Here is a 17,982-nt window from a genome sequence, read left to right on the forward strand (position 1 = left end):
TGAACCGGTGCCACTGAGCACAGGCTATTCCGCCCGGTACGCGATGCTTCAGACGCCGGGCGTTCTAATGCCGATGGGCACATCCGCACTCAGACATTTCGCCCGGTCTCTGTTTGCCAAAATGGGAGTGGCGAATCTTTAACACGCCTTCACGCTCCTCGGCTTCTTCTGCTGCCACTGTTCCGAGCAGATGATTCAGCGCGTGGCTAATGCGCCAGCCGATATTGTCGGCCCAGGTGGTCAGATGCCAGGTAGAGGAGCGCGCTTCGTCAACATCGCCAAATCCCGCCACCGCAATGTGCGCACCCTGACCAAAATCACGGATCGCCTGCATGGCACCAAATGCCAGTAAATCACTTTCGCAGAAAAGCGCCTGAATGCGCTCGGCCGCGCGGGTCTGTTTCAGGTAACGGGTCACAGCCTGATAAGCCTGTTCGCGATCGCTGCCATCTGCCAGCAGTTCGACCGCAAGGGTGTGGTTCGCCGTCATCAGGCTGGCGTGATAGCCTTGCATTTGCGGCGATCTGCCTGGATGACGCTGCAGAGAGCCAAAACGCTGGTGCCCCTCAGCCAGCAACAGACGGCCCATCTCCTCGCCCGCCCGTCGGGCATCGTGCTGCACGTCCGGCTCAGCATCTGGCCGAATTACCGGCAGCGAGCTGGCCGCAAGCGCCTCATCCCATTGCCGATCACTTACCCCGTCGGACAATACCAGTAAACCGCGTAGCCCTAATGGTGCAGCCTGCGTTAACTGTGCGGTTAGCGTCTGTCCGGTGTCGGCGGGTAATAGCAGCATCAGCGCGCCGCGTGTGTTGAGCTGGCGCGCCAGTTCGTTGAGGACATTCTGATGACAGGGAGCGAGTAACGGGCTGGTGACTACGCCAATCATCATGGGAAATGCGGCTTCAGGCTGTCGGGAAGGGGAAAGCGTCATCATCAGTGTCCTGACTTCTCTGCGGCTAAGAACAATAGCCCCTACCATACTGGAAATAGCTGACTTTCAACAGGTTACAAAGCCAGAGCCAGGCCGCAAAAATGCGTGAAAAATAATGTAATGGGCGGGCAGCGACCAGAGGACCCAGGGAAGCCTGGCGGCATGTGATTTCGCCTTCAGGCGGGTCCGGCCGGCCATCAGCTGCACTCGGTGTTATTTCATCCCGAGAGATGCGTTTGCCGCTGAATACGTTTTGGCTGCTGAGAAAACGGATTTTTCAGTGCGTTAGCACTCGCATCAGAATAGTGACGCCAGATAAGAAATCTATTTCTCTGTCATCAGCACACCCTATTAATAAGCCAGCCGCCAGAATCAATTATTGGCGCGCTTTAATATCCGCATAATTCTGCACAACTCCCCACAATGCGACGCGATGCGAAAAAGAGAAGCCGTACGCGCATCGGTTATTATTGTCAGGCCGCTCCTGTCATAAGCATATTCCGCCGAAACGTTCCGGTCAGCACCGCTTTGATGGCACCCTGATTCAGCCTGCATCTGCACGGGAAAACGTAGCGCCTGACCCACAGTCAAGGCCAGGGCGTTTCAGCCGGTCAGTGCGGGAAGTGTGTTGGCGGCGGTCCGGCGGGCGACAGCAGGACCGGGCAGCAGGAGTTGAACCTGCATCGGCAACCCACCAGGAGTTGCAGTAATACCGTTATACCATGCCCGTAGGGTCACGTGCCGCGTGAAGGTTTTTTCTCTGGTATAGGTGCCTGCTGCTCTGTCTGCCCTGCCCCATAATCTGTCTGACGCGCATAGGCGGAATAGGGAAAACAGGACGCTATCGTCAGCGGATTTTTACACTGCGCGCAAACGGCGCCGTGGTGGCCCGACTCCGTTTCATCACAGGCGGTAAAGCGGAATTTTCTGCAGCCACATGAAGGACATTTAAAGGTTAGCATGCCGATTATTCCACTGGCTTTTACTGCCGCAATGATGCCTGATTAAATAAAGGGTAGTGCCCGCTAATTAGGCTGCAAGCGCAAGCGGTGACAATTTGATAAAACCGTGCAGGTCGTAAAAATTATTTACTGTGGCTTTTAATAAGTGATTATTCAGCTAGCCTTACTATCCAGCCTGTCGGGAAGACTATTCCGGCGCAGATGACTGTATTAAGCGAAGAGGTAAGTACCATGCCCTCAGGACAATTTTATATTATTGATCATCCCGAACTGACGTTCACCGCCAGTTACCATATTGATACCGTCAATGAAAAACCGTTTAAATCGCGTATGGTGCTTGAGATCCAGAAGCAACTGCAGCCGACAGAGGCGTTTGATACGGCCCGTATCGGTCAGGAGGTCACCTTTGTCTCTTCCAGCGGCGAAGCGCAGCGCCTCTATCTGATCAGTAACACTGACGATCGGCTGGTGTTCAGTTCCCGTGCCTGAAGGTGAGGCAGTTTTTACCGGGCATAATGGCAGTGGCGTCTGAACGGAAAAGTGGGCCGTATTGCAAATCGCAGGCACAAAAAAACCGCCTCTGAGGGGCGGTCATACGACACTGCTTATCATTGATTTTATTGGTAATTCGATATGGTGCCCGGGGCGGGACTTGAACCCGCACAGCCTTACAGCCGAGGGATTTTAAATCCCTTGTGTCTACCGATTTCACCACCCGGGCAGGGTGTAACTGGAGGCGCGTCCCGGAGTCGAACCGAGGTACACGGATTTGCAATCCGCTGCATAGCCACTCTGCCAACGCGCCTTAAACTGATGTGCCGTCAGGTTAACCTGACCTGCGAATCTGGAGCGGGAAACGAGACTCGAACTCGCGACCCCGACCTTGGCAAGGTCGTGCTCTACCAACTGAGCTATTCCCGCATTTTTCAGCAACTGCATCGAACTTGCTGATTTTATTTACCTTCTGGCAGACTGGCTGCCGTTCGATGCGATGCATTCTACTGACCTCACGCAATGAGTCAATAAAATTATCCTCACTGTGTGTCTGTTTGCTGCTTTTTGAATCGCATCGATCACGGTTCGAGCAGATCGCCGCGTGCAGCACTCAGATACTGGAACATCGACCAGAACGTCAGCACCGCTGCAATGTATAACGCCACCACGCCAATCCCGACCACGGTGCTGTCAGGACGCCACAGCAGGGCAAACAGTGACAGCATCTGGGCAGTGGTTTTCACTTTGCCAATCCATGAAACGGAGACGCTACTGCGTTTGCCAATCTCAGCCATCCACTCACGTAGCGCGGAGATGATAATTTCGCGGGCAATCATGGTGGCGGCAGGCAGGGTAATCCACCAGGCGTGGAAATATTCCGCCACCAGCACCAGCGCCATGGCCACCATCACTTTATCCGCTACCGGATCAAGAAAGGCACCAAAGCGCGTGGTCTGTTTCCAGCGGCGCGCCAGAAAGCCGTCAAACCAGTCGGTGACGGCGGCGAAAATGAAGATCAATGCGGTAGCCAGCGGCGCCCAGTGAAACGGCAGATAGAAAGCCAGCACAAAGAACGGGATGAGGACGACTCGGAACAGGGTGAGACACGTCGGAATGTTAAATTGCATATGCCGGTAACTGTCTGGAATGGGTAGAATTTAACGTATGTTCCTACATTGCCCCCCCCGTTTCAATGCTAGTGTTTCAACGAGTAGTATATTTTTTCTGCCAGCGCGTGTGAGATACCCGGTACATTGGCGATCTCTTCCACCGATGCATTCATCAGCGGTTGCAGGCCCCCCATATACTTGAGCAGTTGCTGACGCCGTTTCGGCCCTACCCCTTCGATGCTTTCCAGCGCACTGGTGTTCTTGACCTTAGCCCGTTTTTTGCGGTGGCCCGAAATTGCATGATTGTGAGCGTCGTCACGAATATGCTGGATGACATGCAGCGCAGGCGCATCCGGCGGCAGCGATACCCCCTCGCCTTCCGCTTCAAAGAACAGCGTTTCCAGACCGGCTTTACGATCGCTGCCTTTGGCGACACCCAATAGAATCGGGTGGGATTTATCCCAGGGCACATCCAGTTCGGCAAACACCTGTTTTGCCTGTGCCAGCTGCCCTTTCCCGCCATCGATCAGGATCACATCGGGGATCTTATCCTCTTCGATGGCTTTACCATAACGTCGGCGCAGCACCTGATTCATCGCCGCATAGTCATCGCCCGGCGTGATGCCGCTGATGTTATAGCGGCGGTAATCGGCACGCAGCGGACCGTTCTGATCAAACACCACGCAGGAAGCGATCGTCTGTTCGCCCATGGTGTGACTGATATCGAAACACTCCATGCGGGTAATTTTGTCGAGTTCAAGAAACTCTGCCAGCGCCGCCAGACGCTGATGAATGGTCGAGTGTTGCGACAGCCGGGTGGTTAACGCGGTTGCGGCGTTGGTCCGCGCCAGTTTCAGATAACGGGCACGGTCACCGCGCGGTTTACTCTGAATCGAGACGCGACGACCAGCCAGTTCACTCAGCGAGTCAGCCAGCAGTTCGCGCTCCGGCAGCGTAAAGTCGAGCAGGATATCGCCCGGTAAGGTGCGCGCTTCACTGCCCTGCAGATAGAACTGCCCGACAAAGGTTTGCACCACTTCGGCCAGATCGGTATCCGCCGGCACTTTCGGGAAGTAGCTGCGGCTGCCTAACACTTTGCCCTGACGAATAAACAGCACATGCAGACAGGCCATACCCGCCTCATAGGCTACGCCCATCACGTCCAGATCATCGCCCTGATTAGAGACAAACTGCTTCTCGGTAATCCGACGTACCGCCTGAATCTGATCGCGCAGGCGCGCCGCTTCTTCAAATCGCAGCCCGACGCTGGCCTCTTCCATCCGCTTCACCAGCAGATTCAGCACCTGGTCATCTTTGCCCGCCAGGAACAACCGCACATAATCGGTTTGCTGCGCGTACTCCTCTTCGCTCACCAGACCGGCAACGCACGGCCCAAGGCAACGCCCAATCTGGTATTGCAGACAGGGACGTGATCGGTTGCGATAGACGCTGTTTTCACACTGGCGGATCGGGAACACCTTTTGCAGCAGCGCTAAAGTTTCACGCACCGCATAGCCGTTGGGAAACGGACCGAAGTATTCCCCTTTGGCATGTTTCGCGCCGCGGTGCATCGCCAGACGTGGATGCGTATCCGCGCTCAGGAAGATGTAGGGATAGGATTTATCATCGCGCAGCAGTACGTTGTAGCGCGGCTGATAGAGCTTGATGTAGTTATGCTCAAGCAGCAGCGCTTCGGTTTCGGTGTGGGTTACGGTGACATCGATGTGCTGGATATTACTCACCAGCGCTTCGGTCTTGCGACTGCCGACCTGAGTGCGAAAATAGCTGGTCAGACGCTTTTTCAGATCTTTGGCTTTACCAACATAGATGACGTTGCCTGCGGCGTCATACATGCGGTAGACGCCAGGCTTGCTGGTCACCGTACTCAGAAAGGCTTTGGGGTTAAAAACGTCACTCACTACTGATTAACGGCTCCGCATTATAGAGGCCATGTCGAATGGCCAGATGCGTTAACTCTACGTCACCACTGATATTCAGCTTACTGAACATCCGATAACGGTAGCTGTTAACGGTTTTAGGACTGAGATTCAGCTGCTCGGAAATTTCCGTCACCTTTTGTCCTTTGGTGATCATCAGCATAATCTGCAATTCCCTTTCCGACAAACAGCTGAAAGGTGATTCAGCTTTCTGGGGCTCGATCTGACTCAACGCCATCTGCTGCGCGATGTCTGAGGCAATATAGCGCTGTCCGGCATTGACCGAGCGGATCGCATTAATCACTTCCTGTGGCGCGGCCCCTTTACTGAGGTAACCGGCGGCACCGGCCTGCATCACTTTGGCGGGCAGTGGATTCTCGGTATGAATGGTCAGCATGATGATTTTGATGTCAGGGTTGTAGCGCACGATTTTTCGTGTCGCCTCAAGTCCGCCGATACCAGGCATATTCATATCCATCAGCACTACATCAACCTGATTGGCGCGACACCACTTTGCTGCATCCTCGCCACAGTTAACTTCTCCAGCCACCACCAGACCTTTGACATCCTCCAGGATGCGGCGGATACCAGCACGGACCAGTTCATGGTCATCAACAAGAAGCACACTGATCAACGGGAAGACTCCAGAGGCTAAAAAAAGAGGAAGCGATTAACGATTTCAGGCGGTAATCATACCTGCTTTTACCTCAAAAGCACATCAACAAAGCAAAACTGTAGGTGGGATACCTGATTCAAAACGGCGGCGTTTGTTTTCCGGGTCGGGGTCTCACGCTGCCGTTGACTACCCTGACAATATTAAATTAAACTTTTTATTTTCAATAAGTTAAATTATTTGCCCGGCGACACCCACGCCTGGCGCATTGTGCTGGCAGGCCGTGGCAGAAGGCTATGATAACTTTCCGCGATTGATTAGCCCGGCTGGACTGAATGCCTTTTCGGATGGAAGCGAACCGGCTGCCTCAGCAACTTAACGGCCCTGTGGTATACTCACGCACTGCTGTACGGACTTGATTGCCGACACGTTGTTATTCACCAAGGAGAAAATCATGAGCGATGAAGATTTTGCCACTTCGCAGGAAGCGCGCAAATTATCGGATGAAATAGCGGGTCTGAAAATGATGATCACGCTGATTCTGAAAGGTATGGGTCAGGCGGATGCCGGAAAAGTCATTATCAATATGGAACGCTACGTGCAGACGCTGGGCGACAAGCCACAGGCAGAAGTGTTCAGCAACACCATTAAGCAGATCAAAGCGGCCTACCGCCAGTAAACATTTTGCCCCCAGCTGCGGGGGCAAATTATTTAGTTGTGCGACTGCCAGTTAACCGAAACACCCAGCGACGGCAGCACCTCTTCCGGACTGAAACGCCGGGTACCGCGATACTTCTCCGCCAATGCCGGCTGCACCACCGGAATGCGAATCGCGAACAGATTATCCTCTGACAGAATTAATCCCGGCGTCAGCGGTTCATACACCACCTGATGCTGCTCGAACATCTTCTCAAGCATCGGTGTCGCTGAACTGATGATGTACTCCATGCCATTCAGTTCTGCCAGCTGCACCGCGTGCCAGAGAATGTTCAATGGCAATTCAGGGTCCACTTCCAGCCGTGCTGAAAAGCGCGACATCTCCCACACTTTCTCATGGCTGAAGGGCAAGACAATGCCTTCACTTTGTTCAGGCTCGAACCACGGCATTAATCGCGCGCAGCCGCTGATTCCATCACGCGCATTCCAGGCGATCAGCCAGGTCACATCTGAACGATCGTAGCGATCATATTCCTGTCCCGGCGTGCTAAGACGGGGAGGAATCGACCATCCCTCGCCGCGCGCAAATACGCTATACCGGTAGCTGCCAAGTTCGGCGAGCAAAGAGGATGGCATATCCTTTAATTGCGTTTGAACTATTTTCATCATGCGCCTCTGACATCCCCATGTTTGCAATGATTTCTTTGCGCCAGCCTGGCAAAGCCCCGGCGCAGGGTAGACAACTGACCCGGACGAGGGAACTACTAAATTTAGTAGTTGCCTTTCATCTAAATCAGCCCGATCGCCGCTGCATAACAGGCAATCTGAGTTTTATTGGAAACATTGAAACGCTTTTGCATATTTTTCTGGTGAAAGTTAACGGTATGTTCAGAGATGGATAAAATAAGTGAAATTTCTACCGCCGTTTTTCCTTCGGTAGTCCATTTCAAAATTTCCAGCTCGCGCTGACTAAACTCTTTTTTTAGTACCACCATGGCATCATCGCTAAAGCGTTCCAGCGTATCCAGGCTTAGCTCCGCTAAAAAGTGTAGTTTGACTTCCAGTTCAATGCGGCGCTCGTCAATAGGAAGCGGCTGTTGCGATGATATAGATAATATACCAATGACGCGATTTGGTGCCATTGCAGAGCAAGAAAAACCGCTCTGTAAGCCGTGCTCACGCGCCTCATCCCACAGGTTACCGGCCTCAGTAAACTGCTCTCGCGCCCACACCATTCCTCTGCCCGGCCGCTGACAGCGTTCCAGCACCGGATCGACCGCGTAATAATTGTTCGCCTCATAATGCTTAACCCAGTATGCGGGATAGGTGCTGTGCAAATGAATGCGCGGCCGACTAAAAGGCACCGGATGCTGAATCAGAAAAGCAAAATAGTCGAAACCTAATGCTTCAGTAAATTGTTGCAATAACGTCTTCAGCTCAGATGAAAGCGTTAATGCCTGAAATTTTTCTTCCGTCTCACGCCGCCAGACGAAATAATTTTCGGTACTCATATTGCCTCGGCATTATTTTTACGCAGGTGTGCATTATTATTCATTTTGGTTATTCAGATAAAAAATAAATGTTCAGGAGTAAATTAATTGATTGTACAAACCGGCATCGCCGTAATAAACATGGCATTTAATTCTTCGAAGGCCGGGCTACGCCATAATCCCCTTTCCCCACTAATATGAGGCCGTACGAAGCAACTTTCAATCAAAGCCGAAGAATAAGATTTTTCTGATAGAATTTCAATCATTCTGTTTCAGTCCGTTTTTTCATCAAATTGAAAATGGCCACTGTACGCCTGAAAATTTATTCCCCGACCGCCAGGAACTGACGTGTAAACAGCGCGTTAATCACCATTTTAATAAGCGAAGCGGCAGATATTGGACTGCAACATATTTTTTAGCGGGAAATAAGCATTCATTACACTCTTTTTGGGTTGAGGCTACGCTTAATCTGCGGCAACCGGTGCTGAGTCCGCTCTGACAAGACGAAAACAGCCCGTGGCCCGCGCGATTCAACAGGTCATGGATTAACACGCCACGGGAGCATACGATGCTAAATCAGTGGGCTTTACTTTTTCTGGTCTCAGGCGCGTGCACCGCGCTGATGATTATCAAAGATATTTTACTTTATCGTCAGCCAGCGTCACTGATGAACCTGATCTGGCCGCTGACCGGTCTTTATCTGCCGTTTATCGGCTGGCTGGCCTGGTGGTATCTGGGACGCATTCCCCGTCATCAGCTAAAAGCAGCCCTGCTGATACGGCAGAAATCACCCCGCCACACCGGCTGGCAAGCCCTATTTATCGCCACCACCCTGTCAGCCAGCGCCTGTATTTTAGCGGAGGCGATAACCTTACCAATTATCACGCTGCTGAACTATCTTAAAATATCGCTGTTGATCTGGCAGCAGGCAGCGATTTCGTTACCGATCTCTTTACTGCTCCTGCTGCTGTTCCATTTTTTTACGCTGGGCCAACATGAAAAAAAATCATTCTGGCATAAGCTGTCGCTGGCATTTAAACGCAGCGCATTTCCCCTGCTAATCTATCAGGCGGGCATTTTTCTCTTTATGTCACTGGCCCTGAAATTTGTGCTGCATCAGCAGATTAATCCTTCCCTGAGCATTTTCTGGTTCATGCTGCAATTAGCGATGATCACTGGATTTGTTTTTTCCTGGCCAGCCAACCATTTCATTATTAAACGCGGTATTAATCCGGTTTTATGATTTATCGGCAATAACCGGCACCGCGCATACCCAGATGAAAGTGGGTCGCATGCGCGGCGTTATAATCGGGTCCCAGCGCGTTACCAAATACCTGACAGCCGCCTCGCCACAGCGTATGTAACAGCGCGGCTTTATCCGCTGGCTGTTGCCAGTGGCGACTGACATCAATCCGCTGGCCGTTAGCCAGCTGAAAACCGGTGACATCCCAGGCATCAGCCGTGGCATGTTCACTTAATCGCCCCTCGGACCGATGGTAAATATTGCGACAGGCGTAGCTGCCAACGTGGGTAATGCGTACCAGCGGGCTTTGCATCTGTTGCAGCGCCTGTTCGCGGCTGTGTAGCACATACATGGTGCTGGCTACCGCCATCGGACAGCTGGCCAGAAAGCTGCTGCTCAGGCTGACCGGGCCAAATGCCCGGATGCGCAGCGGATCGGCGATCGGGCAATTACCCCGCACCGGTGGTCGTTGGCTGAAGCTGACCCAGCCCGCCTGCTGCGCGCGCCGCATCACATCCAGACAGGCCGCCGGATTACCCGCCAGCCGTTTCATCTTGAGCTGCGTCATCCAGCCCGGCGGGTCGGTCACCGACAGCGGGATAAAGGGATTAAACTGCGGCGGCAGATGCTGTTTTAGCCAGGGTAAACTGACCCATCCCAGCGCAATCAACAGCAAAAACAGGATAAGCGTGCGCATAGTCCCTCTCGCAGCATGATGAATAACAAACAAAAAGTGTAGAAGCACAATCCCCGTCGCGCCCTCTGTCTGACACAACGTGATGAAAACTTACCCAGCCTGACGCAGAATTAAGCCGAACACGGCATTGCTACTGTCTGATTAAGCGGCAATGGTCACAATTGATCAAAAACCGTTACCGGCTTTAGCGCGTCTTCCACTATCTTATGCCAGCTTGCCTTCAGGCAGACTCACTTAATAACAGCCAGCAGAGCTGACACAACATCAAGAAAGGAAAGACTATTCTATGGTTGATCAATCTAAAGACGCGCCACTCACGCAGGAAGGTCCGGATAAACTCCGGCGTAACCTGCACAATCGTCATATTCAACTTATCGCTATTGGCGGCGCTATCGGCACCGGTCTGTTTATGGGTTCCGGTAAAACCATTAGCCTGGCGGGACCCTCGATCATTTTTGTCTATATGATCATCGGTTTTATGCTGTTCTTCGTGATGCGGGCAATGGGCGAACTGCTGCTCTCTAATCTCGAATACAAATCATTCAGTGATTTCGCGGCGGATCTGCTGGGGCCGTGGGCCGGCTATTTCACCGGCTGGACCTACTGGTTCTGCTGGGTAGTGACCGGCATTGCCGATGTGGTGGCCATCAGCGCCTACTTCCAGCTGTGGTTTCCGGGCTTCTCGATCTGGATGAGCGCCCTGCTGTGCGTGGTGGTTTTCCTGACGCTCAATATTGCGACGGTCAAACTGTTTGGCGAGATGGAGTTCTGGTTCGCGATTATTAAAATTGTGGCGATTGTGGCCCTGATCATTACCGGCATTGTGCTGGTATCGATGCATTATCCTTCACCTGGCGGCGGTACCGCCTCGCTGAGCAATATCTGGGATCATGGCGGGATGTTCCCTAAAGGGCTGAGCGGCTTTTTTGCTGGCTTCCAGATAGCGGTGTTTGCCTTCGTCGGGATTGAACTGGTCGGCACCGCAGCAGCAGAAACCCACGATCCGCACAAAGTACTGCCACGCGCGATTAACGCCATTCCGCTGCGGGTGATCATGTTTTACGTGCTGGCGCTGATGGTGATCATGGCTGTTACGCCGTGGACCCAGGTGATGGCCGATCGCAGCCCGTTTGTTGAGATGTTCGTGCTGATTGGTCTGCCCGCTGCCGCCAGTATCGTCAATTTTGTGGTGCTGACCTCGGCGGCATCCTCTGCCAACAGCGGCATTTTCTCCACCAGTCGTATGCTGTATGGCCTGTCGCAACAAGGTGTGGCCAGCCGCGCCTTTGGTCGTCTTTCTGCCCGCGCCGTTCCCACCACCGGACTGTTCTTCTCCTGCCTGTGCCTGCTGGCGGGTGTGGCGCTGATTTACCTGATCCCGGATGTGATGACGGTATTTACCCTGGTGACCACCGTTTCCGCCATTCTGTTTATGTTCGTCTGGACCATTATTCTCTGCAGCTATCTGGCCTACCGTAAAAAGTATCCAGAGCGTCACGCACAGTCTGGTTTTAAGATGCCAATGGGCAAGTTCATGTGCTGGGTCTGCATGGCATTCTTCGCGTTTGTGCTGGTGCTGTTGACCCTGCAGGAAGATACGCGCCAGGCGCTGATGGTGACACCGCTGTGGTTTGCCCTGCTGACGATGGGCTGGCTGTTGCGTCGTCGTCAGGCTCGCTAATCGCCGGTTGAATAGCAAAAAGCCCGGTCAGTGACCGTAAAGCTTGTCAGTTAAGCGGCAGGTGATAACGCAGCCTGGTGCCGCTCAGGGGCTGGCGGTCCTCGCGCCGCTGCGCGGTACCTTCACTTCATTCGTCTGCCTGACGGACCGCCGGGGATGGCACATCCTGTGCCGCCCCGCCTTTCGCCCGCGTCCTGCGGGCTCTCCTGGCAGACTCATTCTGTTCAGCGCTGCGGATTGCCTGCCCCTGAGCGACCCCAGCCTGCTCTGAAACTTCAGTGTGTGCTGTTAAAAAGGGCACGATAGTGGAGGCCTGGGCGCCTCTGCTGCTGAAAGGGCTATCCGCAGCGCTGAGGCGTGACGTTGGGCAAGAACGCCACGCCGGGAAGCGTGGAGAGTTCGGGGCCGGCCAGGGAGGGCCGATCCCCGAACGGTTCGTCGGCACGACGTCAAAGCCGAAGGCACCGCGTGAGCGGCGCGAGGACGGCCCGGCAGCAGCAGAGGTGCTCAGGCCCGCACTCCGGCACGCTCGCCCAGTAAAAAAGCGGCCACGTCTGACTGACAGCCTTTGTAAAGGTAACCTTAACTGACGAGCATCAGGTCACTGACCGGGCTTTTTTATAGCCGCTCCGCCAGTGTCCGGAATATCGCCCGTAAATCTGGCCGCTCAGAAGGCAGCCGCTGTGGCTGGGGATCGGGCTGCTGTGGAGTACCCAGACCAAAGGTAAAGGTGAAATTGTCGCCTTCCCCCATCCGCAGATCGGCAATGGTGATCTGGCCATCCTTTTCGGCCATCGCATAAAAACCGTGGCTGAACCAGGCGACCCGCTCGGCATACCAGTCGCCGCGTAGCGCATCGAACAGCTCGGGATGACGCGGACGCCACACCACCTGCAACGGACGCCGTGGCGACAGCAGCGACCAGTAAACTTCGCCATAACGATCCGGCGTCATCACCACGCTGCGCCACACCAGGGTGTTGAACGCGGTCGGCGTGACCAGCACTTTCTCGGTGGGAATCCCCTGCTGCACCAGCGACTGCTTAATCTGCGCGCCCGCCACGCTCTGAATCGCCACGCTCCATACCAGATAAAGCGTACTCAGCATCAACCCAAGCCGATTGCCGCGCAGCCCGGCGTCGCCTCGCCGCCAGAGCGCCACGCCCAGACCGATCAACAGCGGTAGCGTATAGAGCGGATCGACAATATAAATGCTGCCGATTGCGTAGGGATAATCGGTCAGTGGCAGGCCAAGCTGGGTGCCATACACCGTCATTAAATCGAGCAGCGGATGGGTAATCAGCGCCAGCCAGATGGCAGGCCACCATGCTGGCCATTTCACGCGCGGACGGAACAGTCCCGCTACCAGCCAGGCAATCAGCGGCGAAACCAGCGTGAGATAGAGCAGCGCATGGCTCTCGGTACGATGCAGCGTCATATTGCGGATGGCATCGCCATGATCAAGAAACACATCAAGATCGGGTAAGGTGCCGCTGACGCCGCCAACCAGCGCAGCCTGCCAGATCGGTACCCGTCGTCCCATCACTGCCACGCTGACCGTGGCGCCCAGTACCCATTGCGAAACAGAATCCATGACTTTACTCCGTCGCGAAGCGTGGATGTTACGCCAGTCAGCGCACCCGAATCCCTTCAATAATCATGCGCTGCACATTATTAACGGCCTGATCAAAAAACTCGGGATCGTTCAGCGTCTGGCCGGTAATCGCCTCAACCTGACTGGCAAAATCGGCGTAGTGCTGGGTCGTTGCCCACAGCATAAAGATCAGATGTTGCGGCTGTACGCCTGCCAGCCGGCCTTCGTCAATCCAGCGCTCGATAATCGCCGCTTTGTCATCCACCAGCTGTTTCAGATCGCCCGCCAGTTCGCCTTTCAGCAGTGGCGCGCCCTGCAACATCTCAAGGCAAAACAGCCGTGAGGCCTGCGGGTGATCGCGTGATACTTCCAGCTTCAGGCGAATATAGCGGCGGATCGCCACCAGCGGGTCCTGATCGTGTGCCAGCGCCCGCAGCGGCGCCAGCCAGACATCCAGAATCTGTTTCAGCACCGCCACATACAGCGCTTCTTTGGAGGGAAAATAGTAGAGCAGATTGGTTTTAGAGACGTCCGCCCGCTCCGCCACCTTATCGAGGCTGGTTCCATGAATGCCAAACTGGGAGAAAAACGTTAATGCCGCTTCCAGAATGGCAGCGCGCTTCGCGGCGACGGCACGCGAACGACGCGTAGGCTTTTTTTCATCGGTTTTCACACGGTTACCTCATCCCTCTTGTGTCAGCGCATCATAGCAAAGTGCTTCCGCCCTGCCCAATCCGCCGCCTGCACCTTTTTTGCCCAGCCTGCATGGAAAATGTGCAGCGAATTTTGACCAAACGGTCCGAAATGGACCATCTGCTCCGGTTACCTCTTTCGGGTTAATTTTAACTCATTGTTATTTAATGCATTAAAAAATGTGGCACGCAGTTTGCAAAATTGTGACTGAGCGCAGCCCCTCACGGATGAAGCAGGAAGCAGTGCCGCGCGTGAAATGCTTTCCCCCACCGCAAAGAGGTTTCACATGAAGATAGGCGTCTTTATTCCGATTGGTAACAATGGCTGGCTGATTTCCTCCCATGCGCCACAGTACAAACCGACCTTTGAACTGAACAAAGCGATCGTGCAGAAAGCGGAGCACTACCATTTCGATTTTGCGCTGTCGATGATCAAGCTGCGCGGCTTTGGCGGTAAGACCGAGTTCTGGGATCACAACCTGGAATCTTTCACTCTGATGGCGGGCCTGGCGGCGGTCACCTCGCGCATTGAGATATACGCAACGGCGGCCACGCTCACCCTGCCACCGGCGATCGTAGCGCGCATGGCGGCGACCATTGATTCGATCTCCAATGGCCGGTTCGGCGTCAATCTGGTTACCGGCTGGCAGAAGCCCGAATATGAGCAGATGGGATTGTGGCCAGGCGATGAATACTTCGGCAGCCGTTATGCTTATCTGACCGAATACGTTACCGTGCTGCGCGATCTGTGGGGTACCGGCAAATCTGACTTTAAAGGTGATTTCTTCACCATGAATGATTGTCGCGTCAGCCCGCAACCTCAGCGGCCGATGAAGGTGATCTGTGCTGGGCAGAGCGATGCCGGCATGGCCTTTTCCGCCCAGCACGCCGATTACAACTTCTGCTTTGGTAAAGGCGTGAATACCCCTACCGCATTCAGCGCCACCTCTATGCGCATGAAGCAGGCGGCAGAAAAAGCCGGGCGCGATGTCGGTTCCTATGTGCTGTTTATGATTATCGCCGCCGACAGCGATGAAGAAGCACGCGCCCGCTGGGAACACTATAAAGCCGGAGCCGATGAAGAGGCGCTTTCCTGGCTGACGACCCAAAGCCAGCAGGATACTAAATCGGGCAGCGACACCAATGTGCGCCAGATGGCCGATCCGACCTCAGCGGTCAACATCAATATGGGCACGCTGGTCGGCTCCTATGCCAGCGTGGCGCGGATGCTGGATGAGGTGGCGCAGGTCGATGGCACGCACGGCGTTCTGCTGACGTTTGATGATTTCCTGCAGGGCATCGAGGACTTTGGTCAGCATATCCAGCCGCTGATGCAGTGCCGCAGCGCTCTGCTGGATGCACAACAGGAGGTAGCGTGATGAGTACGGTTTATTGCGCTCATACCCCAGACGTACCGCAGGTAGAGTTGCCCGCGCGTCCCGAACCGATCGCCTTTCCGCCCAGCCAGAGCGCGCTGATTGTGGTGGATATGCAAAATGCCTATGCCACCCCAGGCGGTTATCTGGATCTGGCCGGTTTTGATGTCTCCGCGACTCAGCCGGTGATTGCAAAAATCGCCGAAGCGGTGACGGCCGCACGCGCTGCGGGTATCCAGATTATCTGGTTTCAGAACGGCTGGGATGCGGATTACGTCGAAGCTGGCGATGCCGGTTCACCCAACTTCCACAAGTCGAATGCCCTGAAAACCATGCGCAAACGCCCGGAGCTGCACGGCACGCTGCTGTCGAAAGGCAGCTGGGATTATGCGCTGGTGGATCAGCTGGTGCCGCAGCCGGGCGACATCGTGCTGCCGAAACCACGCTACAGCGGTTTCTTCAACACGCCACTCGACAGCATGCTGCGCAGCCGGGGTATTCGCCATCTGATCTTCACCGGCATTGCGACGAACGTCTGTGTCGAATCGACGCTGCGTGACGGTTTCTTCCTGGAGTACTTCGGCGTAGTGCTGGAAGACGCGACCTATCAGGCCGGCCCGCCTTTTGCGCAGCAGGCGGCGTTGTTCAATATCGAAACCTTTTTTGGCTGGGTGTCAGACGTCGCCACCTTCTGCGAGAGTCTGAAACCCGCGGACGCCCGTTAAGAATCGCGTAAAGGAGAAGCTGTTATGCCAAAAAGCGTCATTATTCCGCCGGGTACCACTACCCCTATCGCCCCCTTCGTGCCCGGTACGCTGGCCGACGGCGTGGTTTACGTTTCGGGTACGCTGCCGTTCGATGCTGATAATAACGTGGTGCACGTTGGCGATGCCGCCGCGCAAACCCGTCATGTGCTGGAAACCATTAAAAAGGTGATTGAAACCGCCGGTGGCAATATGGCGGATGTCACGTTCAACTCGATATTCATCACCGACTGGTCGAATTACGCGGCGGTGAACCAGGTTTACGCCGACTATTTTCCCGGCGATAAACCGGCGCGTTTCTGTATTCAGTGTGGGCTGGTGAAACCTGATGCGCTGATTGAGATCGCCAGCGTGGCGCACATCGGCAAACAGGAGGCCTGATGCAGCTGGATATTGTTGGCCTGCAGTCACCGGATGCCCCGACGCTGGTGCTCTCTTCCGGTCTGGGCGGTGTGGCGGGCTTCTGGCAGCCGCAGCTTGCGGCCCTGACCGCGCGCTATCGGGTGGTGCTCTACGATCAGCGCGGTACCGGCCGCAGCGCCGATACCCTGCCGGAAGGGTACAGCATGGCGATGATGGCGGCGGAACTGGCCGCCGCACTGGCGCAGCAGGGCATTCTGCGGTTCAGCCTGATCGGCCATGCGCTGGGCGGGCTGGTGGGCATGCAGCTGGCGCTGGACTATCCGGAGCGGGTTGAGCGGGTCGTGGTGATCAATGGCTGGCTGACGCTCCATCCTCATACCCGCCGCTGCTTTCAGGTGCGCCAGGATCTGTTGCTCAACGTCGGCGTGGAAGCCTTTGTGCGCGCCCAGCCGCTGTTTCTCTATCCGGCTGAATGGATGGCGCAGCATCAGACGCGGCTGGAACAGGAAGACAGTCATCACATTGACCATTTCCAGGGAATGGAGAACCTGATACGACGTCTGCATGCGCTGATGAGCGCAGATTTTAGCGCCCGCGCTGCGGCGATCCCTCAGCCGGTACTGGTGATCTGCAGTCAGGACGATTTGCTGGTGCCGTGGAGCTGTTCCGCGCAGCTGGCAGCGGCGCTGCCGAACGCCTCGCAGCAGGTCATGTCCTGGGGCGGCCATGCGATGAGCGTGACCGATGCCGATCACTTTAATGCCCTGCTGGTGCAGTGGCTGGATGATACCGATGACGTGCAGCCGCTGGCGCGCGTGACCGGATAACCCTTTTTTGCGGAGATCGCGATGAACCCGAATCACCTTGCCCCAGTGGTAGAGAAAACTGAATTTCGTAACGCGATGTCGCGGCTTGGCGCGGCGGTCAACATCATCACTACCGAAGGCCCGGCCGGACGTGCAGGCTTTACCGCCTCCGCCGTCTGCAGCGTCACGGACTCGCCGCCCACGCTGCTGGTCTGCCTCAACCGGTCCGCCTCGGTGTGGCCCGTCTTCGCTGAAAACCGGCAGCTCTGCGTTAATACCCTGGCGGCGGGCCATGAAGCCCTGTCTAACCTGTTCGGCGGCAAAACAGCGATGGCCGAGCGCTTTATTGCAGCCGAATGGTCAACGGCGGTGACCGGTTCGCCGGTGCTGAGCGGTGCCGTCGCCTCGTTTGACTGCCGGATCAGTCAGATTGTCAGCGTCGGAACGCACGACATTCTGTTCTGTGAGGTTCTGGCGCTGGTGCGCAACGATGATACGCACGGTCTGGCGTGGTTTGACCGCAGCTATCATCCCCTTATGCGGCAGGAAGCCTGTTAATCCGCCAGCTGT

The 17,982-nt window shown here is 55.1% G+C and carries 18 protein-coding genes and 4 tRNA genes; 9 read left to right on the forward strand and 13 right to left on the reverse strand.

The genetic code is table 11. The features are described 5' to 3' along the window. Nucleotides 1-64: 64 nt before the first annotated feature. Nucleotides 65-937, reverse strand: coding sequence for a substrate-binding domain-containing protein (locus LZU96_RS12790; RefSeq protein WP_233984667.1), 873 nt, complete (start codon nucleotides 935-937; stop codon nucleotides 65-67). Nucleotides 938-1,591: 654 nt separating this feature from the next. Then, nucleotides 1,592-1,664 (reverse strand) — tRNA-Thr (locus LZU96_RS12795). Between the two features lie 463 nt (nucleotides 1,665-2,127). On the opposite strand from LZU96_RS12795, the gene LZU96_RS12800 reads away from it, so the two are divergent. Continuing rightward, nucleotides 2,128-2,385, forward strand: coding sequence for a hypothetical protein (locus tag LZU96_RS12800; protein WP_233984668.1), 258 nt, complete (start codon nucleotides 2,128-2,130; stop codon nucleotides 2,383-2,385). Between the two features lie 145 nt (nucleotides 2,386-2,530). Here the strand turns inward: LZU96_RS12800 and LZU96_RS12805 are convergent. The 6 genes from LZU96_RS12805 to uvrY all read right to left on the reverse strand — a co-directional run bounded on the left by LZU96_RS12805 (nucleotide 2,531) and on the right by uvrY (nucleotide 6,071). Continuing rightward, nucleotides 2,531-2,617: transfer RNA gene (locus LZU96_RS12805), tRNA-Leu, on the reverse strand. A 10-nt stretch (nucleotides 2,618-2,627) separates the two neighbouring features. Beyond that, a tRNA-Cys gene (locus LZU96_RS12810) sits at nucleotides 2,628-2,701 on the reverse strand. 40 nt (nucleotides 2,702-2,741) lie between these two features. Beyond that, nucleotides 2,742-2,817 (reverse strand) — tRNA-Gly (locus LZU96_RS12815). 152 nt (nucleotides 2,818-2,969) lie between these two features. Further along, nucleotides 2,970-3,518: a CDP-diacylglycerol--glycerol-3-phosphate 3-phosphatidyltransferase gene (gene pgsA, locus LZU96_RS12820; RefSeq protein ID WP_031376084.1), complete on the reverse strand. Its 549-nt coding sequence runs from the start codon at nucleotides 3,516-3,518 to the stop codon at nucleotides 2,970-2,972. 68 nt (nucleotides 3,519-3,586) lie between these two features. Continuing rightward, nucleotides 3,587-5,419: an excinuclease ABC subunit UvrC gene (gene uvrC / locus LZU96_RS12825; protein ID WP_233984669.1), complete on the reverse strand. Its 1,833-nt coding sequence runs from the start codon at nucleotides 5,417-5,419 to the stop codon at nucleotides 3,587-3,589. After that, entirely contained in the window at nucleotides 5,412-6,071 is a 660-nt protein-coding gene (uvrY, locus tag LZU96_RS12830) for a UvrY/SirA/GacA family response regulator transcription factor (protein ID WP_094121817.1), read from the reverse strand. Before uvrY ends, uvrC begins: the two co-directional genes overlap by 8 nt. A gap of 433 nt (nucleotides 6,072-6,504) precedes the next feature. Here uvrY and LZU96_RS12835 point away from each other — a divergent pair, with 433 nt between their 5' ends. Further along, complete coding sequence (locus LZU96_RS12835) at nucleotides 6,505-6,729, forward strand: DUF2594 family protein (protein ID WP_094121818.1); 225 nt, start codon at nucleotides 6,505-6,507, stop codon at nucleotides 6,727-6,729. A gap of 32 nt (nucleotides 6,730-6,761) precedes the next feature. Here the strand turns inward: LZU96_RS12835 and LZU96_RS12840 are convergent, their stop codons facing one another. Beyond that, nucleotides 6,762-7,373, reverse strand: a complete 612-nt coding sequence (locus LZU96_RS12840) for an acyl-homoserine-lactone synthase (protein WP_233988201.1) — start codon at nucleotides 7,371-7,373, stop codon at nucleotides 6,762-6,764. Nucleotides 7,374-7,495: 122 nt separating this feature from the next. Further along, nucleotides 7,496-8,218 carry a transcriptional regulator SdiA gene (gene sdiA, locus LZU96_RS12845; RefSeq protein WP_233984670.1) on the reverse strand — a complete coding sequence of 241 codons (723 nt, stop codon included), beginning with the start codon at nucleotides 8,216-8,218 and terminating at the stop codon, nucleotides 7,496-7,498. A gap of 547 nt (nucleotides 8,219-8,765) precedes the next feature. Here sdiA and LZU96_RS12850 point away from each other — a divergent pair. Further along, entirely contained in the window at nucleotides 8,766-9,440 is a 675-nt protein-coding gene (locus LZU96_RS12850; protein ID WP_233984671.1) for a DUF4396 domain-containing protein, read from the forward strand. 1 nt (nucleotide 9,441) lies between these two features. Here the strand turns inward: LZU96_RS12850 and LZU96_RS12855 are convergent, their stop codons facing one another. Next, nucleotides 9,442-10,137, reverse strand: a complete 696-nt coding sequence (locus LZU96_RS12855; protein ID WP_233984672.1) for an extensin family protein — start codon at nucleotides 10,135-10,137, stop codon at nucleotides 9,442-9,444. Between the two features lie 286 nt (nucleotides 10,138-10,423). Between LZU96_RS12855 and cycA the strand changes: the two genes are divergently transcribed. Then, nucleotides 10,424-11,818 carry a D-serine/D-alanine/glycine transporter gene (cycA, locus tag LZU96_RS12860; protein WP_233984673.1) on the forward strand — a complete coding sequence of 465 codons (1,395 nt, stop codon included), beginning with the start codon at nucleotides 10,424-10,426 and terminating at the stop codon, nucleotides 11,816-11,818. A 618-nt stretch (nucleotides 11,819-12,436) separates the two neighbouring features. Here cycA and LZU96_RS12865 read toward each other — a convergent pair. Together LZU96_RS12865 and rutR are read right to left on the reverse strand one after the other, a co-directional pair. Further along, a complete protein-coding gene (locus LZU96_RS12865; protein ID WP_233984674.1) occupies nucleotides 12,437-13,411 on the reverse strand; it encodes a metal-dependent hydrolase in 975 nt (324 codons plus the stop codon). Nucleotides 13,412-13,448: 37 nt separating this feature from the next. Beyond that, nucleotides 13,449-14,084, reverse strand: coding sequence for an HTH-type transcriptional regulator RutR (gene rutR, locus LZU96_RS12870; RefSeq protein ID WP_233984675.1), 636 nt, complete (start codon nucleotides 14,082-14,084; stop codon nucleotides 13,449-13,451). A gap of 306 nt (nucleotides 14,085-14,390) precedes the next feature. Between rutR and rutA the strand changes: the two genes are divergently transcribed. The 5 genes from rutA to rutF are packed head-to-tail and all read left to right on the forward strand — an operon-like array spanning nucleotide 14,391 to nucleotide 17,970. Continuing rightward, complete coding sequence (gene rutA, locus LZU96_RS12875) at nucleotides 14,391-15,482, forward strand: pyrimidine utilization protein A (RefSeq protein ID WP_233984676.1); 1,092 nt, start codon at nucleotides 14,391-14,393, stop codon at nucleotides 15,480-15,482. Then, nucleotides 15,482-16,204 carry a pyrimidine utilization protein B gene (gene rutB, locus LZU96_RS12880; RefSeq protein ID WP_233984677.1) on the forward strand — a complete coding sequence of 241 codons (723 nt, stop codon included), beginning with the start codon at nucleotides 15,482-15,484 and terminating at the stop codon, nucleotides 16,202-16,204. The genes rutA and rutB overlap by 1 nt, the downstream gene beginning before the upstream one ends. Nucleotides 16,205-16,228: 24 nt before the next feature. Further along, nucleotides 16,229-16,624, forward strand: a complete 396-nt coding sequence (gene rutC, locus LZU96_RS12885) for a pyrimidine utilization protein C (protein WP_233984678.1) — start codon at nucleotides 16,229-16,231, stop codon at nucleotides 16,622-16,624. Continuing rightward, a complete protein-coding gene (rutD, locus tag LZU96_RS12890; RefSeq protein WP_233984679.1) occupies nucleotides 16,624-17,433 on the forward strand; it encodes a pyrimidine utilization protein D in 810 nt (269 codons plus the stop codon). Before rutC ends, rutD begins: the two co-directional genes overlap by 1 nt. A 21-nt stretch (nucleotides 17,434-17,454) precedes the next feature. Further along, nucleotides 17,455-17,970, forward strand: coding sequence for an NADH-dependent FMN reductase RutF (gene rutF, locus LZU96_RS12895; RefSeq protein WP_233984680.1), 516 nt, complete (start codon nucleotides 17,455-17,457; stop codon nucleotides 17,968-17,970). Nucleotides 17,971-17,982: the final 12 nt, after the last annotated feature.

The organism is Pantoea agglomerans (assembly GCF_021397715.1).
Classification (GTDB): Bacteria; Pseudomonadota; Gammaproteobacteria; order Enterobacterales; family Enterobacteriaceae; genus Pantoea; species Pantoea astica.

Bases quoted from the DNA above. Each gene is read 5' to 3' on its own strand.
- rutA (WP_233984676.1), top strand. From the start codon at position 14,391: ATGAAGATAGGCGTCTTTATTCCGATTGGTAACAATGGCTGGCTGATT.
- cycA (WP_233984673.1), top strand. From the start codon at position 10,424: ATGGTTGATCAATCTAAAGACGCGCCACTCACGCAGGAAGGTCCGGAT.
- LZU96_RS12850 (WP_233984671.1), top strand. From the start codon at position 8,766: ATGCTAAATCAGTGGGCTTTACTTTTTCTGGTCTCAGGCGCGTGCACC.
- LZU96_RS12835 (WP_094121818.1), top strand. From the start codon at position 6,505: ATGAGCGATGAAGATTTTGCCACTTCGCAGGAAGCGCGCAAATTATCG.
- rutC (WP_233984678.1), top strand. From the start codon at position 16,229: ATGCCAAAAAGCGTCATTATTCCGCCGGGTACCACTACCCCTATCGCC.
- LZU96_RS12790 (WP_233984667.1), bottom strand. From the start codon at position 937: ATGATGACGCTTTCCCCTTCCCGACAGCCTGAAGCCGCATTTCCCATG.
- rutB (WP_233984677.1), top strand. From the start codon at position 15,482: ATGAGTACGGTTTATTGCGCTCATACCCCAGACGTACCGCAGGTAGAG.
- rutD (WP_233984679.1), top strand. From the start codon at position 16,624: ATGCAGCTGGATATTGTTGGCCTGCAGTCACCGGATGCCCCGACGCTG.
- LZU96_RS12865 (WP_233984674.1), bottom strand. From the start codon at position 13,411: ATGGATTCTGTTTCGCAATGGGTACTGGGCGCCACGGTCAGCGTGGCA.
- LZU96_RS12855 (WP_233984672.1), bottom strand. From the start codon at position 10,137: ATGCGCACGCTTATCCTGTTTTTGCTGTTGATTGCGCTGGGATGGGTC.
- rutF (WP_233984680.1), top strand. From the start codon at position 17,455: ATGAACCCGAATCACCTTGCCCCAGTGGTAGAGAAAACTGAATTTCGT.
- sdiA (WP_233984670.1), bottom strand. From the start codon at position 8,218: ATGAGTACCGAAAATTATTTCGTCTGGCGGCGTGAGACGGAAGAAAAA.
- pgsA (WP_031376084.1), bottom strand. From the start codon at position 3,518: ATGCAATTTAACATTCCGACGTGTCTCACCCTGTTCCGAGTCGTCCTC.
- LZU96_RS12840 (WP_233988201.1), bottom strand. From the start codon at position 7,373: ATGAAAATAGTTCAAACGCAATTAAAGGATATGCCATCCTCTTTGCTC.
- LZU96_RS12800 (WP_233984668.1), top strand. From the start codon at position 2,128: ATGCCCTCAGGACAATTTTATATTATTGATCATCCCGAACTGACGTTC.